Consider the following 19,208-nt stretch of genomic DNA (forward strand, 5'->3'; position numbering starts at 1 on the left):
AGGCTATTAATATAAAATCCTCTTGTCTTCTATTCTTTTTGTAAACTTTATAGAATCAAAATGTTCTAAAAGGGCTACTGCGTATTTTCTGCTGGTGTCTAGAATATTTCTTGCCTCTGCAGCTCCTATACTTTCATTCTCTTCTATGTAAGTTTTAATACTTTCTTTTGCTCTTAAGTAGTCTTCCTTTAGATATACTACATCTTCTGCTACCTTTATTAATAATCCTGTATCAACCAAGGATTCATAAACCATTTTAAAGGTCTTTTTATCCCTTTCATTCCCTTCCATATCTGAATACTTAGGAGAATTGTAACCTGAAGATTTAAAGATAGCTATTATTCTATCTTTAATATCTTTTTGATCCTTTGTATATTTAACATCAAAATCTCCTAAAGCTACAAAGCTATCATTAAGCTTTATTAAAGCCTCTCTTTGCATAATCTCTAGGATTTCATCATAGTTTTTCTGTTTTATTTCCTTACCAAAAACCCTGCTTTTTATTTCTTCCTTTGACATACCAAACTTAAGTGGGTTTTCTTTATGATATTTCTCTAATAAATCTATTAGCTCTTTAAGCTTATTTTCATAATATTTTTTGTGAATATATACATTTTTATCGCTGGAAGTAAGTTTTATGATCTTATTACTATCAATAAGTTCTTTTAGTATATCTTCAATATCTTCGTGATTTTTACCTAGGGCTTTTAAAATATCAAACTCTGTTGGATATTTTGAGCTTATTCCTAAAAGGGTGCTTTCAACTATATCCTTGGGATCTCCGCTTTCCTTTATCTTAAGCTCTTTTAAATAGTTTTCGTTAAACCTTTTAGCTTTAGGTGCTACTGGTTCTATAATAGATCCTCCTGCTATGGTTACCATTGGTGAATAGGTTCTAAGTACATATCTATCATTTCTTTGTGCTGTAATAGGACTTTCTAATCTTAGCTGAACATAAGCTTCTTCGCCTTGCTTTATTTCTTCTCTATCTAAAATTATTACCCTACATAGTATTTCATTGGTGCCATGATATAGTCTTAGTCTTTGCCTATTTTCAATAGGTTTTTCTGCATTTTTAAGATGATATAATTTACAATCTATTATCATAGAGGGTTCCATTATATCAGCAATAGATACCACATCACCTCTATGAATATCCTCAACCTTTACATTTGTAATATTTAATGCACATCTTTGTCCAGCTTCTCCTACAGGAACATTTTCTTCATGAACTTGTATGCTTCTTATCTTACCGCTATTCATTGAGGGATAAACCTTAACTGTATCTCCCTCTTTTACCTTTCCACCTATGATGGTTCCTGTAACCACCGTTCCAAATCCACTTATAGAAAAAACTCTGTCTACAGGAAGTCTAAAGTGTCCTTCTGTATCTTTAGGATCAACCTCTTCTGTGGCTTTGTCAATCTCGCCTATAAGATCTTTTATTCCCATTCCTGTTTTAGATGAAACAGGAATTATAGGTGCTCCTTCTAAAAATGTGCCTTTGAAGTGTTCTTCCACTTCACTTTCAACCATTTCTAGCCATTCTTCATCTACTAGATCTGATTTAGTTAAGGCAATTATCCCTTTTTTCACATTAAGCAGCTGTAGTATTTCAAAGTGCTCCTCTGTTTGCGGCATAATACCTTCATCTGCTGCTATAACCAAAACAACTACATCTACTCCACTTACCCCTGCTAGCATATTTTTTATGAATTTTTCGTGACCAGGTACATCAATTATACCTGCTCTCTTTCCAGAGGGAAGATCAAAAAAGGTAAATCCAAGATTTATGGATATGCCTCTTTCTTTTTCTTCCCTTGTAGTATCTGTTTCCCTACCAGTTAACGCTTTTATAAGAGTAGTTTTACCATGATCTATATGACCAGCAGTTCCAATTATAATATGCTTCATAATTAAACCTCTCCCATATTCTTAAATGCTTCTGCTATTATATCAAAATCTTCCTCTAAAAGTGCTCTTACATCTATTATAATCTCTCCATTGTATACCCTGGCTACTATAGGCATTGAGTTGTTTCTTAATCTTTCTTCTATAGTTGCAGCATGTAATTTATCACTTTTTACCTTAAGTACATAGCTGTCCATTCTCTCTGTAGGCATGGATCCTCCACCTACCATAGAAAAATCCTTATCTACTTTAAAATTAAAATGTTTAGGAGCATCTTTAAGCTTTCTCTTAAGCCTTTGAGCCTTCTTTTTTAATTCCTCTTCACTTAATAGCATCATATTTAATGTAGGTATTCTCTTTAAAGCTTCCTTTTCATCTAAATAACATCTTAAAGTACCTTCAAGAGCTGCTAAAGTCATTTTATCTATTCTTAATGCTCTAGTAAGTTGATTTTTCTTTATTCTATCGATGTATTTTTTCTTACCTACAATTATCCCAGCCTGTGGTCCTCCCAGCATTTTATCTCCACTAAAAGTTACCACATCTATGCCTTTTTTAATACTTTCTTGGACTGTAGGCTCATATATAAAACCATATTTTGATAAGTCCACAAGAACTCCACTTCCTATGTCCTCTACCACAGGCTTATCATACTTTTCACCAAGCTCTACTAATTCTTCCAGGGATACCTCTTCGGTAAATCCCATTATCTTAAAGTTTGATGTATGTACTTTTAATAATACCCCTGTATCTTCATTTATATTATCCTCATAATCATATAAATGGGTTCTATTAGTAGTACCAACTTCTACAAGCTTTGCTCTACTAAACCTCATTACTTCTGGAACCCTAAAAGATCCTCCTATTTCCACTAGCTGTCCTCTTGATACAATAGCTTCCTTATCTTCACAGAGGGTATTTAGAACTAACATAACAGCTGCAGCATTATTATTAACCACTACTGCTGCCTCTGCACCAGTTATTTTCTTTATAATATCCTCAATATGACTATATCTTGATCCTCTTTTTCCTTTACTTAAATCGTATTCAAGATTGTTATAGTTCTTAGCAACCTTAATAACATTTTCTAATGCTTCATCACATAATACAGATCTACCTAAATTAGTATGAATTACAATACCAGCTGCATTTACAACCTTATTTAAGTTAGGTCTATTCTTCTTTTCTAATATTTTATTAAAGGAATATAATATATCTTCTCTAGAAAAGTCCTCGATCTTACCTTCAAGAATTGCTTTTCTATAAAAGTCTATAGTCTCTCTTAAAGATTCAATGACAACAACTCTCATATTATTATCCAAAGAACTTATAACTACCTTATCTTGCAACAACTCATCAACCTTAGGTAATTTTCTTAATAATTCCTTGTTCATACATATCCCCCTTTTAATTGTCCACCGTCAACTTTATTTAATTAAACTACTATTATATCTGCTTCTCCTTTAGGTAAAACCTCTCCTATTATGCTAGATTTTATATCTAACTTGTTTAGACTTTTCATAATTTCTATAGAATCTTCCTCTTTGCAAGTTATTAAGAGTCCCCCTGAGGTTTGTGGATCAAATAATATGTCTTCCATCCAAGGTTCTATATTTTTTAATATATATTTACCTTTTAAGTACTCTCTATTTTTATAGCTACCCTCTGGAACAAGTCCCATGTTAGCATATTCTTTTGCTTCTTTTATGTAAGGAACTCTATTTTGGTATATTTTTAATGTTACATTAGATCCTGAAGCCATTTCATATCCATGTCCCATAAGTCCAAAACCTGTTATGTCTGTGCAAGCACTTATATCCTTATCCATAATAGCCTCTGCGGCATATTTGTTAAGAGTTGCCATAACCTTAACAGCCATATCATAGACTTTCTTTGTAGCAATCTCACCTTTTATAGCTGTATTTACTATACCTAGTCCTAGTGGTTTAGTTAAGATTAAAACCTCTCCCTCTTTGCAGCCATAATTTTTTAATACCTTATCAGGATGTACTACTCCTGTAACAGATAGTCCAAACTTAGGCTCATCATCTTGAACAGAATGTCCACCTACTACCACTGCTCCAGATTCTAATACCTTATCTGCACCACCTCTTAAAATCTCTCCTAGTATATCAATGGAAAGACAGTTAGGAAAACAAACTATATTTAACGCAACTACAGGCTTTCCTCCCATAGCATAAACATCACTTAGGGAGTTAGCTGCTGCAATTTGTCCAAAAGTATAAGGATCATCTACTACTGGTGTGAAAAAGTCTAAAGTCTGTATAGTAGCAATATCATCACTTAATTTATATACCGCTGCATCATCGCTAGTCTCTATTCCTACAATTAAATTATCATCCTGCATTTTAGGTAATTTATCTAATATTTTCGAAAGGGTCTCCGGCCCTATTTTAGCTGCTCATCCTGAGGTTTTTGCATACTGTGTAAGTTTAACGTCCATAATATCACCTCTTAAATAATTATTTCTTCTTACTCATTATATATTATTTCCTACAAAGTTAAAAGGCGATTATGACATAGTCATCTCACATCTATTTTTTCTTTAAATTTAGCTAGGGTTTTATCTCCTATTCCACTTATATTTTTTATGTCCTCTACAGAGGAAAAACCTCCATTACTCTCTCTATAATCTATTATCTTACCTGCTGTGACCTCTCCTACTCCTGGTAGTTTCATAAGCTCTTCCTTTGAAGCTGTATTTATGTTTATAATTTCATCCCTACCTTGAGATTTTATATCTCCTCCAGCATTTGTCATCATCCTTCCATTACTATCTTCAATAGAAGGTATTACAACACAATCTCCATCTTTTAATTTTTTTGCTTGATTTATGCTACTTAAATCTCCTTTTTCTGTTATGCCACCTGCTTCTATGATTATGTCTTTAATTATGCTATCCTCTTCCATTATATATACCTCTGGTTTTTTCACTTCTCCTTTTATCTCTACAGTTAATCTTTTTCCTTTAACTTTTTTATCATTAAATACCTCTGTAGCATCAGGGATAGACTCTTTGGTAGGTACAAATATATCCTCATTATTACTTTTAGGTTTTTGTATAAAAAAATGATTAACTACAAAGAATATAATAAATATTAATCCTAATATTAATGAACCAATCCATTTTTCTTTATTTTTCATCTTCACACTCATCATCTCCTTCTTACCCTTATAAACCATTATTGACAAAAATTCAGAAAATATATCGCAATATTGATTTTTTTTTGTTATACTAATAAACATAGAGTTTTTAAAGGATGGATGAAGTGATGAAAAGATGTTTATTTCTATTACTAGTCTGTATTCTAGTATGTAGTAACTTATATATAGTAAAAGCTAAGGATTTCTCCCCTCCGGAGATACATTCTGAAGGCGCCGTACTTATGGAAGCCAATACAGGAAAAATTCTTTATGACAAAAATGCAAAGACACCTATGGCACCAGCCTCTACTACAAAGGTAATGACTGCTCTTTTAGTTCTTGAAAAAGCTAATTTAAAAGATAAAGTTATTATAGGCAAAAATCCTCCTAATGCAGAAGGAACAGCAATAGGAATTAAAGAAGGGGAAGAATTAACCGTAGAGGATCTTTTATATGCTTTACTTTTAGAATCTGCAAATGATGCTGCGGAAGCCTTAGGGGAACATATAGGTAAAAGTAAAGAAAATTTTGCTACAATGATGAATGATAGATCCAAAAAACTTGGTTGTGAAAATACAAATTTCAAAAATCCTAGTGGTCTTTATGAAGAAGGTCATGTTACAACAGCTTATGATCTGTCTCTTATGCTGAGAGAAGTATCAAAAAACCCTACCTTTGTTAAGATATGCCAGGAACCTTTTTATAAGATACCTCCAACAAATCTTACTTCAGAGATAAGGTGGGTAAATAATAAAAATAATTTAGTTTTAAAAGGTAGTAAGCTTTTTTATAAGGATTGTGTTGCTGGAAAGACTGGTTATACCACACTTTCAAGGCATACATATACTGCCCTAGCAGAAAGAGAAGGCGAAAAGTTAATTGTAGCCTTTTTAGATGCTCCTGACAAAAATACATATTTCATTGATTCAAAAGAACTTTTTGACTATGGTTTTTCAAGATATAAAACCGTAAAATTATTTTCAAAGGGTGATGAGGTTAGTACATATTCTATTTCAAAGGATGAATCTGTACCACTTTTAGCATCAGAAGACTTTTATTACGTTAAAGATTTAAATGGTTTAGATGAAAAATCTCTAGAAGATTCTAATACAAGTGTTTTCTTAGAGGATAAGGATTTATCTAATGTAAGCTTTAAAAAAGGAGATATAATTTTAAATTCTTCTATAAAACTTACTGGTAAAAACCTTGGAAGTCTTGCTTTAACTAGTGGAATTACAAGAGAAGTATCTGCATTAAAATTTGCAAAAAACTCTGTAGATATAGCTATAGATAAGATAAAAACTTCTTACGTTATAGGTGGAACTACTTTGGTTATATTTGGTACAACCTTTATTAAAAGGAAAATGAAAAAGATAAAACGACGTAATAAGCTTAAAGAACTAGGTCTTTAAAATTAACATTAGATTTAATTTTGTTATAAAAAATAGACATTCTATATTAAAGAAAATAATAGAATGTCTATTTTTTATTTATTAAATTAAAACTGTATTTAATCTAAATTTACCTTATGTTATCTATTAAGTTTATCATATCTTTTGGCATCTCTGATGTTAATTTTATTATGTCTCCTGTTCTAGGATGTGGAAACTCCAACCCATAGGCATGAAGAGCCTGTCTTTTTATAATATGGCTATCATCATGTTTACTATAAAGTTCATCTCCATATATAGGATGACCTATATACTCTAAATGCACTCTTATTTGGTGTGTTCTGCCTGTTTCAAGTAGTAGCTCTAAAAGAGTAGCCTCATTATATCTTTCTATAACTTTATAATGAGTTATACTTCTTTGACCTCTTTCATCTATAATTCTTTTTATAGTATCTTCCCCTTGTCTATATATAGGAAGATCTATAGTACACTTATCTTCTTTAACAGTACCATGAACCAAAGCCCTATAATACTTTTTAAATTCAGGTTTTTGCATATCTTGAGATAATTTAGAATGAGCATATTGATTTTTGGCTACTATAATAAGACCTGAGGTATTCATATCTAACCTACTTACAAGTCTTACCACAGAAGCAGATTGATTTTCCTTAAAATGATAGAGTATTCCATTAGATAGAGTATTTTCTCTGTGACTTTTAGTAGGGTGAACTACCATAAATGGTGGTTTATTTACTACTAATATATCATCATCTTCATAAACTATACTAAGTGGAATGTCCTGCGCCTCAATATTTTGACTTTCCTCTTTAAAAACATCTACTTTTATTATTTCCCCTTGTTTTATAACATGATTAAGCTTAACTTTTGTACCGTTTACCTTAATTCTTCCATCTAGAGCTGCTCCCCTTAATAGTCTTGTGGATAGCCCTTTGTGGTGTTTAAGATAATCTCTTATCTTAAGTCCTGACATTTCCGTCTCTACTGTAAATTCTAAGTCCTTCATATAAAAATACCTCAATTAACTTTAAGAGTTTTTTTGTCTTCTCCAAGAAGTATTATAATATCAAAATCTCCTTGTTTTTCCGAAACAAATTCAATATTCTTAATATTAAAATCCTCTTTAACTATAGACTTCAAAGATGGTTTATCTTTGTTTATATAAACTTTACTCTCTGAAGTTTTTTCGCCATTTCCAATTATTACATTATCATATCCTAGATTTTTCAAAGTATCAGAATAGTTTTTCGCTAATCCACTTACATTAGTTCCATTTAATATTTTTACCTTTAATTCACTTTTATTTGGCCCTTTATTATTTGATGAACTTTTGGCTACGCCTTTTAAAGAAGTTAATAGATCCTCATTTCTTTTTTCTTTATATACAAAATATGAAATACCCTTTATATAGGCTGGATCTCCTTCTAATGTAGAAAACTTAACATTTTCTGAAGATAATCCTATGGCTTTGTAGCCATACTTAACCATAGATCCTACAGGCATATTTGTTTCAACATTTTCTGCCATAGCAGATAATATCTTACCTATCTTAGTTACTATCATTGGGCTTTTAACCTTTTCTAGTACCTTTTCCATAAATATATGCTGATTTTTTATTCTTCCTAAATCTCCTTCTGCTAAGCCAGTTCCATCATTGTTTTTTCTCCATCTAAAGAATTCTTCAGCTTTCTTACCATCCAAATGTACTGTTTCACCTTTTTTAAAATCAATATGAAGATCTTGACCTTCATCATCGTATTTCATATCTCTTTCTATGACCATATCTACGCCACCTATGGCATCTATAAAGCTTCTAAATGCATTATAATCTACTTTTGCATAGTAGTTTATATTTGTATTTAGCATTTTTTCTACTACCGCAATAGTTTTCTTAGCTCCACCAAAAGCATAGGCTGAATTTATCTTTAAGTCCTTGCCATTTATCTGTATAAGCGTATCTCTTGGAATGGAAACTAATTTTACATCCTTACCCTTAGGATTATAATGAAGTAGCATAATAGTATCAGTTCTTTTAATAGTATCATTGTCTTTCATATTTGGATCCCCAATATCCACTCCTAAAAGTAGTATGTTTATTGGATCTCCTCCTGAAGCTTCCACAGGCTTTATATCTTTAGCCTGCTTCTTGATACTTTCATTTAGTTTGTTTGTAGCATTATAAACATATAACCCACTCATAAAAATAAAGCATAATAAAATAAATAAAGTAGTATATAAAATTTTAAACTTACTAAATTTATTATTTTTTACTTTCTTCTCTTCTCCATTAACCCTCATATTCATCACCTATTACTTTTATTTAATATAAGGTAATTTCTTGCCTTTATAGTACCAGTTAAAAGTATGTTTCCACTTTCAACTATATACTTTATAGTATTATCAAAGGCTCTAAGAAGTGCCTGATCTAAATCCTTAAAAGCTTCTTCTCTAAGAACTTCTACTCCTTTAAATTCTCTTCCTGGCTCTATATAGTCTGCTACATATATTATTTTTTCTAGCTTCGTCATATTTTCTTTTCCTGTGGTATGGTAAATAGCTGCATTTAAAACGTCCTCATCTTCTATTCCCATAAGGTTTTTTCCTATTATAGCACCAGCAAGACCATGGGTAAGCTGTGGAACTTTAGATATTTCTTCATCTAAAGTTATACCTTCTGATGCTATTATATCTAATATCTCTTCCACTGTTTTATTCTTAGCTGCATCGTGAATTAATGCTGCTAACCTAGCTTTTTTAATATCTTCTCCATAAATCCTTGCTAGTTTTTCTGCCGTATCTACCACTCTTAAAACATGATTATATCTAGATTCTTTTAAATTATCTTTAAGATACTCACTTATCTGATCTTCTGTCCACATAAATTCATCCCCTTAACGATAAAGTCCTAAAGTATTTATGGTATTGTAAACTCCAGAAGGCAAAAAATAATCCATATTGATTCCTTCTTTAATTTTTTCCCTTATATAAGTTGAAGATATGTCTAAGTTCAATAAGTCAAGCCACAGTATCTCTGTTTGGAATTCTTTTTCCACTTTACTTTTTTGTACTAGAATATCTTCAATATTATATCCAGGTCTATTAAATACTACTAATGTGCAATTTTTGAATATCTCTTTTATATTTTTCCAATGGTATATATCCATTAAGCAATCTGCTCCTGTAATAAAGTAAAGTTTAGAAGACTCAATGGAATTAAAATATTGAAGAGTTTCATAAGTGTAGCTATATCCTTTTTTTAAAATCTCATAGTCACTTATAGAAAACTCTTTATAATTTCTTATGGACATTTTGGCCATTTCATATCTTAGTATAGCGTCTGTTATTACCTTTCCATTTTTATGAGGAGGATTTCCAGTAGGTACAAATACTAACTCCTCTAAAGAAAATTGTTTAACAGCTTCTTGAGCTATATAAATGTGTGCTATATGTATTGGATCAAAAGTCCCTCCAAAAATACCCTTTTTCTTCATGGTAACACCTCTTTTCTAGATGTTAAAGTAAAGTTTAAGGTAATTCTATCCTTGGTTTTTTACTGGATTTTCTATATAGCACTAGTTTATTTCCTATAGCCTGAACTCCCTCGCAGCCTAACTCTTCACATATTGCATCTGAAGCCTCTCTGCTTTCAAATCCGCTATTATTTAAAACCGTAATCTTTATTAACTCTCTAGCCTCTAAAGCATCATCAACTTGTTTTAAAAAAGTATCTTCAATACCATTCTTTCCTAATTGAAATATAGACTCTAAGTTATTTGCTAAAGATCTTAAATAAGCTCTTTGTTTACTGCTAATCAAATGTATCACTCCCTAATTAGAATAAGTATTCAAATTCAAAGTCATTAAGTCTTACCATATCTCCATCTTGTATACCCATTTCTCTAAGTTCCTCTAAAATTCCTTTATTTTTCAAAACTTTATGGAAATATCTTAGGGAGTCAGGTTCATTAACGTTTACTGCTAAAAGTAATCTATCTACGAAACTTCCTTCTACAACAAATACACCATCTTCTTCATGTATAGTATAAGAAAACTTCTTATCTTCTGGTATGAATTTATCTTCTTCTGAAATTTCAAGTTCTACAACCGGTATAGTAGTTAACATTCTTGCAGCTTCCTTTATAACTACTTCTACACCCTCATTTGTGGCAGCAGATATCTTAAATATTTTATCATAACCCATTTCTTTTAGCTTAGATGCAAAGTTTTCATAAACCTCATCATCATAGAGCATATCACTTTTGTTTGCAGCTATAATCTGCGGTCTATCCCAAAGTTTTACACTATATTTTTTTAATTCCTCATTTATTTTCAAGAAATCCTCTATAGGGTCTCTTCCTTCTACCCCTGATATATCTACTACATGGATAAGTATTCTTGTTCTTTCAATATGTCTTAAGAAATCTAATCCAAGTCCAACACCCTCTGCAGCACCTTCAATTATTCCAGGTATATCAGCTATAACAAAAGGCTCTATTCCTTTAACGCTTACAACTCCAAGGTTTGGCTTTAGTGTAGTAAAATGATAGTTTGCAATTTTTGGTTTTGCTTTTGATACCATGGATAACAAAGTAGATTTACCTACATTAGGGAATCCTATAAGACCTACATCTGCTAAAAGTTTTAACTCAAGCACTATAAATCTTTCTTCACCTGGCATACCAGGCTCTGCAAAGCCAGGAGTCTGTCTTGTAGGAGTTGCAAACTTTGCATTTCCTTTACCACCTTTACCACCTTTAGCTACCACATATTCTTCACCGGGTTTTGATAAATCTGCCATTATCTTATCAGTTTCTACATCTTTTATTATGGTTCCCATAGGAACTTTTATATAAAGATCATCTCCATCTTTACCATAACACTTAGACCCAGATCCATCTTGCCCTCTTTCTGCTGAATATTTTCTTTGATAGGTAAAGTCAAGTAACGTAGTCATATTTGTATCAGCTACAAGTATGACATCTCCGCCTCTTCCTCCGTCTCCTCCATCTGGTCCTCCAAGAGGTACATATTTTTCTCTTCTAAAAGATACACATCCATGACCACCGTCTCCAGACTTAATAAATATCTTCGCTCTATCAATAAACAATTCTCATCACCTTCCTTTTATTTTACTAAATATTATCTCCAATAGGTTACAAAATAATGAATTTTAAAAAAGCACCCCTTAAGGGTGCTTATAAACATTAAAGATTATTCAGCTATTGCGTTTTGAACGTCCATTGGGTAGACACTAGCTTTTTTCTTGTCTCTTCCCATTCTTTCGTATCTTACAACACCATCTACTTTAGCGAATAAAGTATCATCCTTACCTAGTCCTACATTAGCACCTGGGTGAATTTTAGTTCCCCTTTGTCTAACTAATATATTTCCAGCAAGAACAAATTCTCCATCAGAACATTTTACTCCAAGTCTTTTGGATTCAGAATCTCTACCGTTCTTTGAGCTTCCAACCCCTTTTTTGTGAGCGAACAATTGAAGGTTCATAATTAGCATAACATTACACCTCCTCTATTTGTATGGTTATATATCCTACGTAACTTACACTTATACTTTGCAAACTCTTCAAAAAGGTTTTTAAAAGAACCTGACTTTTTTCTATATCTTCTATAGAGTTATCTCTTATAGACATACACAAAAATCCATCTTTTATATTATAATCTGGCTTTATGTATAAAACCTCTTCTAGCCCTATTATCACTGATTGTGATAGCGCTGAAATGGCAGCACAGACTATATCTTCACCTTCACTGGCATAACCGGCATGACCGTTAATATCAAAGGCGATAATTTTATCATCCTTTTTTTTAAACAGTACACTTGTCATATTATGCTTCGATCTTTTCTATAACTAATTTAGTATATGGTTGTCTGTGTCCTTGTTTCTTTCTGTAGTCTTTCTTTGGTTTGTACTTGAAAACTATAACTTTTTTAGCTTTTCCTTGGTTTGCAACCTTAGCTACAACCTTAGCGCCTTCAACTACAGGACTACCAATAACTAATTGTCCATCAGCTTTTGAAACTGCAAGAACTTCTGTTAATTCGATAGTGGAATCTACTTCAGCATTTAGTTTTTCAACGAAGATTACATCTCCTTCTTGAACTCTATATTGCTTTCCACCTGTCTTTAAAACTGCGTACATTAAATACACCTCCTCTATCCAGTCTCGCCATCTCAGGTACAAGGATACTTCCTTGTTTACATAAAAACCTTATGTGAGCGGTCTACCAAGCTATTTTAACACATATAGATTTGTTTGTAAATATTTTTTTATTTAATTCCCTATATTTCTACCTTATACCTTTTTACATTTTCAATTTGATTTATAAATATAAGTGGTTCTACCTTGAAATATTCTGTACCCTCAACAAAATTAAGATATATATTTTTATCTAATCCTTCAATTTCAGTAATAAATCCTATGATATTTCCCTTTATGGCCTCTTCATAGCGATTATTTATTTCAATATATATGTTATTTATTCTATTTTCTGCATCAACCTTTAATATTTCATTTCTTATTAAAAGGCTTATGTAGGAAAGCTTAAGCAAGGTTCCTCTTCCGCTACACTCTGTACAGTTCTCCTCTATGTAATCATATATATTTTTTCCTCTTCTCATTCTTGCAATCTGAATTAAGTTAAGATCTGTAAATGGATAAATTACAGTTTTATTTTTATCTCCATAAAAGCCTTCATTAAGAGCTTCAATAACCTTTGCTCTATGATTTGGATACTTCATGTCGATAAAGTCAATTACTATTATTCCACTTAAATTTCTAAGCCTTATTTGTCTTGCAATCTCCTTAGCTGCTTGAAGGTTTGTTATATATGCAGTTTTATCCATAGTTTTGTGACTTACATTTTTTCCTGAGTTTACATCTACCACATACATAGCTTCAGTTTTATCTATAACAATGTGTCCTCCGCACCCTAAAGGCACCCTATGATTTCTAAGTGCCAATATTTCTTTTTCAATTTCATAATAATCAAAGAGATTCCTATGTCCTTCATAGTGATTAATGTCTATATTTATATCTGGTTTACCTTCTATATATTCTTTTATTATATTATAATCAGAAGGATTATCTACCACTATAGAAGCAGTGTCCCCATTTATACTATCTCTTAATATTTTATATATTATACCGCCTTCACCATATAACTTTTTAGGCTTTAAAGTATAATTAAATTTTGTGTATATATCCTCATAAGTAGCATAAAGCTTTTTAATTTCTTCATTTATAATATCCACATCCACAAACTGAGCATTAGTCCTTATTACTACAGCTATATCCTTTGGGAAAACTATATTATCCTTTATATAAGACTTAAAATTTTCATCTTTAATCTTTTGAGAAAAGCTTACGCCAGTATTTAAATTATTTATAACAGTGTATCTTCCTGGTATGGATATAAATCCATTTACCTTTGCACCTTTATCTCCTAATTCTTCTTTGGTCACTTCTATTAATATATCCTGACCTTTTTTTAAACTTTTACTTTTATCCTTAGGATTTATGTACATATAAGCATTTTTATCATGTCCTATGTCTATAAAGGCACACTTAATTGCAGGTACAATATTTTTTATAACCCCTTTATAAATCTCCCCTGGTAAAGGTTCAAAACTTTCCTCTTCAATAAAGCATTCCGTAAGGACTTTATTTTCTTTTATAGCTATTCTAAGTAACCTATCTCTTCTTTCAATGAATATTTCTCTCATACTATCCCCTTCTTTTTAAATGATCCGTGAACCATTCTTAACTTTAAAGTTACACTCTAATTTTATTAGTCCATATATTTGTATAAAGGAGTTACTTTATTTCCTTTATAGGCTAACATCTCTTCTCTCTTTATGTCTACAAAGCTTTCTAAATCAGCGTTAGCTATGTTTTCTTTTATATAATTTGCTAAAAGTTCAGGAGATAAATGTTCACGACTTCCAGAGCTTATTCTAGTTTTAATTATAAGCTGCTTATCTAAAGTCCAAAACTTAAATTCTTTTATCATAGATTTTATATCTACTTCCCTTTCTCCTCTTTTGCTTTTTTTCATGGTATTCCATTCCGGCAATGATAAAAGGGATTGCAGCTGCTCTTCAACTTTGTTTATTTCTTTAAATTTTATTTTTATGGTATAATCTGCTAAATCTATTAAAGCCATACCTTGAGGTATTTTTTTAGTATTTTCAGTTTTAGGTTCAGGTACTTTAACCACTTCTAATATACTTATACCTCTTGGACAATTAGCATTAAGTCTATGTTTTATTTCTTCCTCATTTAATTCTTCCCTAAGAACTATATCCATATACTCTCCAGAAGAATAAATTCCTACTGATAAAGGTTGAGCTATAGATAACTCTTGATGTGGATTAAATCCCTTAGAATATTCTATTGGAAGATTTGATCTTCTTATAACCTTTTGAATTGTTCTCATTAAATCTAGGTGAGAGATAAATTTTATATCCGATTCCTTGGTAAACTTAATTAGATAACGCACCTTCAAAGCACTTCCCTTCTTTGAAATTTACATTTACTCCACAACCAGTACATCCTAATCTACAGTTTTGAGTAAGCTCTTCATTTTTAGCTTTTTCATTTTCTTTTATTAAATATGCTTTGTTAACTCCTATATCAATAAAGTCCCAAGGAAGAACTTCCTTATAATCTCTATCCCTATAAGCATAAAATTCACCATCTACTCCACATTCCTTCATGGCCTCTTGCCATCTTTCAAAACTGAAGTATTCGGACCAACCATCAAATTTAGCTCCCTTTTCAAAAGCTTTAATTAAAACATCACAAATCCTTCTATCACCTCTTGCAAATATTGCTTCCATGTAAGATACTAATGATTCATGATAGTTATAAACCACAGCTTTACTTTTTATAGCATATTTTACTGCTTTAATCTTTTCTCCTACCTCTTCCATTCTGCTTTGAGGCGCCCATTGGAATGGTGTAAAAGGTTTTGGAACGAATATTGATGTACTTGCTGTAACTCTAAGACCTCTATTTCTCACATTTTTAGGTACTGTAAAATATTGCTCTACAACCTTATCAGAAAGCTTTGCAATACCCTCTACATCTTCTAAAGTTTCATAAGGAAGTCCAATCATAAAATACAATTTAATAGTAGACCAGCCTGATTCAAAGGCACTTTTTGCTGCTTCTAATACTCTCTCCTCAGTAACCCCTTTGTTTATTATGTCTCTCATTCTTTGCGAACCAGCTTCTGGCGCAAAAGTAAGACCAGTTTTTCTTACCTTTTGTATTTCTTTAATTAGATCTACAGAAAAAGCATCTATTCTTATAGATGGTAGTGATACAGAAACATTGTCTTCTTTGTATTTTTCAATAAGGGAAAACACAAGATTTTTTATATCTGAATAATCACATATACTTAAAGAGCTTAAGGAAATTTCATTATATCCTGTAGCTTTTAATATCTTATCCGCCTGTTCTATAAGTGTTTCTGTGGATTTTTCTCTTACTGGTCTATAAATCATACCAGCTTGACAGAACCTACAACCATTTGTGCAACCTCTAAAGGTTTCAAGTATAACCCTATCATGAACTATTTCTGTGTAAGGAACTATAAGGTTTTCTGGATAACTAACCTTATCGTAATCTGTTATAAACCTCTTCTTTACCACAGAAGGAACATCATCATACTTAGGTTTAAATTCTTTTATAGTATTATCTTCATTGTATGTAACTTCATATAATGAAGGCACATATACTCCTCTTATCTTTGATATTTCTCTTAAGAACTCCTTTTTCTGCCCTTTACCTTTATACTTTTTATAAACATCCAAAACATCGTTCATTATCTCTTCCCCTTCTCCAATTTCGAAGAAGTCTACTATATCATAAAGAGGTTCTGGATTGTAGGCACAGGGTCCCCCAGCCATAACTATAGGCTCATCCTCTCCTCTTTCAGAGGCTCTTACAGTTATTCCCGCCATATCTAACATATTTAAAATATTAGTATAGCTCATTTCATATTGAAGGGTAAATCCTAATATATCAAATTCCTTTAAAGAATCCTTTGTTTCTAATGCATATAAAGAAATATCATTTTCTCTCATTAAATTTTCCATATCAGGCCATGGAGCATAAGCTCTTTCACAATAGGTATCCTCTCTTGAGTTTAATACATGATAGAGTATTCTACTTCCAAGATGAGACATACCTACCTCATATACATCAGGAAAACAAAATGCAAATCTTATATCCACCTTTTCTTTATCTTTATATACCGAATTAAGTTCTCCACCGATATATCTAGCAGGTTTTTCTACTTTATATAAAATATCATCTGTGATTCTATTCATTTAATTACTACTCCTTCTTCTCTTGTTGTAAATTACATAATAATCTATTAACATATTTTAAAAGCTTTTTATTGCATTTTACTATTTTATCATATGAAAGCTTTAATATACAAGTGTTTTCAGTACTAGATGCATTCCAGTCCATCTTTAAAAAAACTATATTTCCTTCCCTTCTCTTTCACTTATATACTGCTTCAATGTTATATTCCCATAATTTTTTAAGGCCTCTATTATTTCCTGTTCATAAATTGTATCTATAACCTTCATATCTTCATCTAAAACTGTGAATATATGGTACTTATTTTTATCAATTATGCTAAGTGTTTCTAAAAGGTCTAACTTACTACTTATAGATAATGACTTATTTTCAATATAACCATTTTTTAAAAATCTTACTTTTTTCTTCATTATATCACCAATTATAATATAAACAATTCTCCTTTTTTCTTTATAGGAAATATAAATTATAAATAAAGATAATAGCCCTAAGCTTATATTTATCTGACCATAAATAAGCAAAAAAATAAAGCATGCAAAAACAAAAAAACCTGTGATCATACTAACAATTACCTTTATTCTATGGGATTTTTTACATATATACTTATTTTGAAGATATATATGCAATATCCTGGAACCATCTAAAGGTATAGCTGGCAATAGATTAAATATCCCCAAAACTAGATTAATTTTCATAGATATCTTAAAGATATCTAAAGAATGATTTTTATAAAGAAAATAAAATATTAAAGCAATAATAATGTTCATAATAGGTCCTACTAATATTATAACTATCTCTTTAATATATCCTATTTCTTCAAATTCCTCCCCATGCATAGAAAATCCTAAGGGGGTAATTCTGATTTCAACTTTCTTAACCCCCATTATTTTCGCTGTAATTGCATGACTTAACTCATGTATAAAAACCCAAAATAAGGAAATAAAAAATCCTCTATGAAGCCCTGCTATAAATAAAATCAATATGTATGGTATAAAATACTTGCTGATTCTTATCATGAAAAACCTCTTGCATCAATTTTTAAATAACTCTTGATCCAGATATTTTAATGGATCTTTGTTTTGTCCCATATACCAAAATTCAAAGTGAAGATGAGGTGCTGTAGACTTTCCGGTATTTCCACTTTTACCTATAACTCCACCCTTATCTACTAGTTGATTCTTTTCTACAGAAATATCCTCTAGGTGAGCATACTTACTTTCAATTCCTTCTCCATGATCTATAACTATATATTTTCCATAGATAGTATCCTCACCTACTTCTTTCACTTTTCCATTATAAACAGTCATAACATCAGTACCCTCTTTAGCATCTATATCTATACCTGTATGCTTTGCTATATTACCGGTAAAAGGATCTTTTCTTTCCTCAAAATTAGATGTGATTTCACCTTTTAATGGTATTGTAAATTCTTGTTTAGTCTTATCCTGTATCTTATCCCTATTGAAAATTTTTGAAATTATATTTTCAGTTTTATCTTCTATTTTTTCTTTTATATCTGTTATGTTTATTCTTTTTATGGACTCATAAGTAGCCTTATAATCAAAATCTGTTGAAACAATGTTTTTAGAATAAGCGTATACAGCCATAGTATTTGGTGTATTTATAATCTTACATAGAAAAACAAATATAAATAATAATGCTACACCCACAAGATCTCTTATTATTCTTTTTATAAAATATTCCGCACTAAATAAATCAGTTCCTTTATTGCTTTGTTTAAAATAGCCACCGTTACTTTCTCCATAACTACTATAGCCACCATAACTTGGAGCTTCTCTTTGCCTTCTTAGTATCTTTTCATAATAACTTTCATATTGAGAGTTATAATTTCCCATCACTACACCCTCCTAAGATTTTTTTCACCTATATAATTATATTTAGCTAAGAGCAATTTAATGATAGTAATTAAAAGAGAATAAATAAAAAATGCTAATAAAAGATTTTCTTTTATTAGCATTTTTTATTAATATTACTTTGATCTACATTTCAGCGCCTTTATCATCACTTCTGCAGAGCCTAAGTTTGTAGCTACAGGTATACAATGAACATCACATAGTCTTAAAAGCGCAGTTACATCTGGTTCGTGGGGTTGAGCTGTTAATGGATCTCTAAGAAAAATTATCAAATCCATATTTCCTTCAGCGATTTTTGCCCCTATTTGTTGATCTCCACCTAAGGGCCCCGATAAGAAACGATGTACTTTTAAGTCTACAATTTCATTTATGAGTCTTCCTGTGGTTCCTGTAGCATAAAGTTCCTGTTCTTTGAACACATCCTTGTACCTTCTTACAAAGTCTATAATGTCATCTTTCATTTTGTCATGAGCAATAAGTGCTATCCTCACAGT

Annotated in this window: 20 protein-coding genes; 1 reads left to right on the plus strand and 19 read right to left on the minus strand. The window is 31.1% G+C overall.

Going from position 1 to position 19,208, the window contains the following annotated elements; translation table 11 throughout:
- Positions 1-6: 6 nt before the first annotated feature.
- The 4 genes from selB to KQI89_RS13240 form a co-directional block, all read right to left on the minus strand.
- Complete coding sequence (gene selB / locus KQI89_RS13225; protein WP_216457470.1) at positions 7-1,914, minus strand: selenocysteine-specific translation elongation factor; 1,908 nt, start codon at positions 1,912-1,914, stop codon at positions 7-9.
- Positions 1,915-1,916: 2 nt separating this feature from the next.
- Positions 1,917-3,305 (minus strand): L-seryl-tRNA(Sec) selenium transferase, encoded by a 1,389-nt coding sequence (gene selA, locus KQI89_RS13230; protein WP_216457471.1) that lies wholly within the window; start codon positions 3,303-3,305, stop codon positions 1,917-1,919.
- A gap of 41 nt (positions 3,306-3,346) precedes the next feature.
- Positions 3,347-4,375 (minus strand): selenide, water dikinase SelD, encoded by a 1,029-nt coding sequence (gene selD, locus KQI89_RS13235; RefSeq protein ID WP_246583120.1) that lies wholly within the window; start codon positions 4,373-4,375, stop codon positions 3,347-3,349.
- An 80-nt stretch (positions 4,376-4,455) separates the two neighbouring features.
- The gene (locus KQI89_RS13240) at positions 4,456-5,076 is read right to left on the minus strand and encodes a ComEA family DNA-binding protein (RefSeq protein ID WP_216457637.1); all 621 of its coding nucleotides are present in this window, start codon (positions 5,074-5,076) and stop codon (positions 4,456-4,458) included.
- A 128-nt stretch (positions 5,077-5,204) separates the two neighbouring features.
- Here KQI89_RS13240 and KQI89_RS13245 point away from each other — a divergent pair, with 128 nt between their 5' ends.
- Complete coding sequence (locus tag KQI89_RS13245; RefSeq protein ID WP_216457472.1) at positions 5,205-6,488, plus strand: serine hydrolase; 1,284 nt, start codon at positions 5,205-5,207, stop codon at positions 6,486-6,488.
- 109 nt (positions 6,489-6,597) lie between these two features.
- On the opposite strand, the gene KQI89_RS13250 is transcribed toward KQI89_RS13245, so the two are convergent.
- The 15 genes from KQI89_RS13250 to mgsA form a co-directional block, all read right to left on the minus strand.
- Positions 6,598-7,491, minus strand: a complete 894-nt coding sequence (locus KQI89_RS13250) for an RluA family pseudouridine synthase (RefSeq protein WP_216457473.1) — start codon at positions 7,489-7,491, stop codon at positions 6,598-6,600.
- Positions 7,492-7,502: 11 nt separating this feature from the next.
- The gene (locus KQI89_RS13255) at positions 7,503-8,783 is read right to left on the minus strand and encodes an LCP family protein (protein ID WP_246583121.1); all 1,281 of its coding nucleotides are present in this window, start codon (positions 8,781-8,783) and stop codon (positions 7,503-7,505) included.
- A gap of 5 nt (positions 8,784-8,788) precedes the next feature.
- On the minus strand, positions 8,789-9,364 hold the full coding sequence (yqeK, locus tag KQI89_RS13260; RefSeq protein ID WP_216457474.1) for a bis(5'-nucleosyl)-tetraphosphatase (symmetrical) YqeK: 576 nt from the start codon (positions 9,362-9,364) through the stop codon (positions 8,789-8,791).
- 12 nt (positions 9,365-9,376) lie between these two features.
- Positions 9,377-9,976, minus strand: a complete 600-nt coding sequence (gene nadD / locus KQI89_RS13265) for a nicotinate-nucleotide adenylyltransferase (protein ID WP_216457475.1) — start codon at positions 9,974-9,976, stop codon at positions 9,377-9,379.
- 34 nt (positions 9,977-10,010) lie between these two features.
- Entirely contained in the window at positions 10,011-10,301 is a 291-nt protein-coding gene (gene yhbY, locus KQI89_RS13270; RefSeq protein ID WP_032120913.1) for a ribosome assembly RNA-binding protein YhbY, read from the minus strand.
- A 16-nt stretch (positions 10,302-10,317) separates the two neighbouring features.
- The gene (obgE, locus tag KQI89_RS13275; RefSeq protein WP_216457476.1) at positions 10,318-11,592 is read right to left on the minus strand and encodes a GTPase ObgE; all 1,275 of its coding nucleotides are present in this window, start codon (positions 11,590-11,592) and stop codon (positions 10,318-10,320) included.
- Between the two features lie 104 nt (positions 11,593-11,696).
- A complete protein-coding gene (gene rpmA, locus KQI89_RS13280) occupies positions 11,697-11,999 on the minus strand; it encodes a 50S ribosomal protein L27 (RefSeq protein WP_032120911.1) in 303 nt (100 codons plus the stop codon).
- A gap of 4 nt (positions 12,000-12,003) precedes the next feature.
- Positions 12,004-12,330: a ribosomal-processing cysteine protease Prp gene (locus KQI89_RS13285; RefSeq protein ID WP_032120910.1), complete on the minus strand. Its 327-nt coding sequence runs from the start codon at positions 12,328-12,330 to the stop codon at positions 12,004-12,006.
- A gap of 1 nt (position 12,331) precedes the next feature.
- Positions 12,332-12,646, minus strand: a complete 315-nt coding sequence (gene rplU, locus KQI89_RS13290; protein ID WP_032120909.1) for a 50S ribosomal protein L21 — start codon at positions 12,644-12,646, stop codon at positions 12,332-12,334.
- Positions 12,647-12,786: 140 nt separating this feature from the next.
- Positions 12,787-14,229 carry an Rne/Rng family ribonuclease gene (locus KQI89_RS13295; protein ID WP_216457477.1) on the minus strand — a complete coding sequence of 481 codons (1,443 nt, stop codon included), beginning with the start codon at positions 14,227-14,229 and terminating at the stop codon, positions 12,787-12,789.
- Between the two features lie 65 nt (positions 14,230-14,294).
- Entirely contained in the window at positions 14,295-15,005 is a 711-nt protein-coding gene (locus KQI89_RS13300; RefSeq protein ID WP_216457639.1) for a TIGR03936 family radical SAM-associated protein, read from the minus strand.
- On the minus strand, positions 14,989-16,842 hold the full coding sequence (locus KQI89_RS13305; protein ID WP_216457478.1) for a TIGR03960 family B12-binding radical SAM protein: 1,854 nt from the start codon (positions 16,840-16,842) through the stop codon (positions 14,989-14,991). Before KQI89_RS13305 ends, KQI89_RS13300 begins: the two co-directional genes overlap by 17 nt.
- A 156-nt stretch (positions 16,843-16,998) precedes the next feature.
- The gene (locus KQI89_RS13310) at positions 16,999-17,856 is read right to left on the minus strand and encodes a M50 family metallopeptidase (protein ID WP_216457479.1); all 858 of its coding nucleotides are present in this window, start codon (positions 17,854-17,856) and stop codon (positions 16,999-17,001) included.
- A 15-nt stretch (positions 17,857-17,871) separates the two neighbouring features.
- Complete coding sequence (locus KQI89_RS13315) at positions 17,872-18,696, minus strand: M23 family metallopeptidase (RefSeq protein WP_216457480.1); 825 nt, start codon at positions 18,694-18,696, stop codon at positions 17,872-17,874.
- 134 nt (positions 18,697-18,830) lie between these two features.
- Positions 18,831-19,205, minus strand: coding sequence for a methylglyoxal synthase (gene mgsA / locus KQI89_RS13320; protein WP_032120904.1), 375 nt, complete (start codon positions 19,203-19,205; stop codon positions 18,831-18,833).
- Between the last annotated feature and the right edge of the window lie 3 nt (positions 19,206-19,208).

It is taken from the genome of Clostridium simiarum (assembly GCF_018919175.1).
Lineage (GTDB): Bacteria > Bacillota > Clostridia > Clostridiales > Clostridiaceae > Clostridium_L > Clostridium_L simiarum.

Excerpts from the sequence above, each read along its gene's own strand:
- selB (WP_216457470.1), bottom strand. The coding sequence starts at position 1,914 with ATGAAGCATATTATAATTGGAACTGCTGGTCATATAGATCATGGTAAA.
- selA (WP_216457471.1), bottom strand. The coding sequence starts at position 3,305 with ATGAACAAGGAATTATTAAGAAAATTACCTAAGGTTGATGAGTTGTTG.
- KQI89_RS13240 (WP_216457637.1), bottom strand. The coding sequence starts at position 5,076 with ATGAAAAATAAAGAAAAATGGATTGGTTCATTAATATTAGGATTAATA.
- KQI89_RS13245 (WP_216457472.1), top strand. The coding sequence starts at position 5,205 with ATGAAAAGATGTTTATTTCTATTACTAGTCTGTATTCTAGTATGTAGT.
- KQI89_RS13250 (WP_216457473.1), bottom strand. The coding sequence starts at position 7,491 with ATGAAGGACTTAGAATTTACAGTAGAGACGGAAATGTCAGGACTTAAG.
- KQI89_RS13255 (WP_246583121.1), bottom strand. The coding sequence starts at position 8,783 with ATGAGGGTTAATGGAGAAGAGAAGAAAGTAAAAAATAATAAATTTAGT.
- yqeK (WP_216457474.1), bottom strand. The coding sequence starts at position 9,364 with ATGTGGACAGAAGATCAGATAAGTGAGTATCTTAAAGATAATTTAAAA.
- nadD (WP_216457475.1), bottom strand. The coding sequence starts at position 9,976 with ATGAAGAAAAAGGGTATTTTTGGAGGGACTTTTGATCCAATACATATA.
- rpmA (WP_032120911.1), bottom strand. The coding sequence starts at position 11,999 with ATGCTAATTATGAACCTTCAATTGTTCGCTCACAAAAAAGGGGTTGGA.
- KQI89_RS13285 (WP_032120910.1), bottom strand. The coding sequence starts at position 12,330 with ATGACAAGTGTACTGTTTAAAAAAAAGGATGATAAAATTATCGCCTTT.
- rplU (WP_032120909.1), bottom strand. The coding sequence starts at position 12,646 with ATGTACGCAGTTTTAAAGACAGGTGGAAAGCAATATAGAGTTCAAGAA.
- KQI89_RS13295 (WP_216457477.1), bottom strand. The coding sequence starts at position 14,229 with ATGAGAGAAATATTCATTGAAAGAAGAGATAGGTTACTTAGAATAGCT.
- KQI89_RS13305 (WP_216457478.1), bottom strand. The coding sequence starts at position 16,842 with ATGAATAGAATCACAGATGATATTTTATATAAAGTAGAAAAACCTGCT.
- KQI89_RS13310 (WP_216457479.1), bottom strand. The coding sequence starts at position 17,856 with ATGATAAGAATCAGCAAGTATTTTATACCATACATATTGATTTTATTT.
- KQI89_RS13315 (WP_216457480.1), bottom strand. The coding sequence starts at position 18,696 with ATGGGAAATTATAACTCTCAATATGAAAGTTATTATGAAAAGATACTA.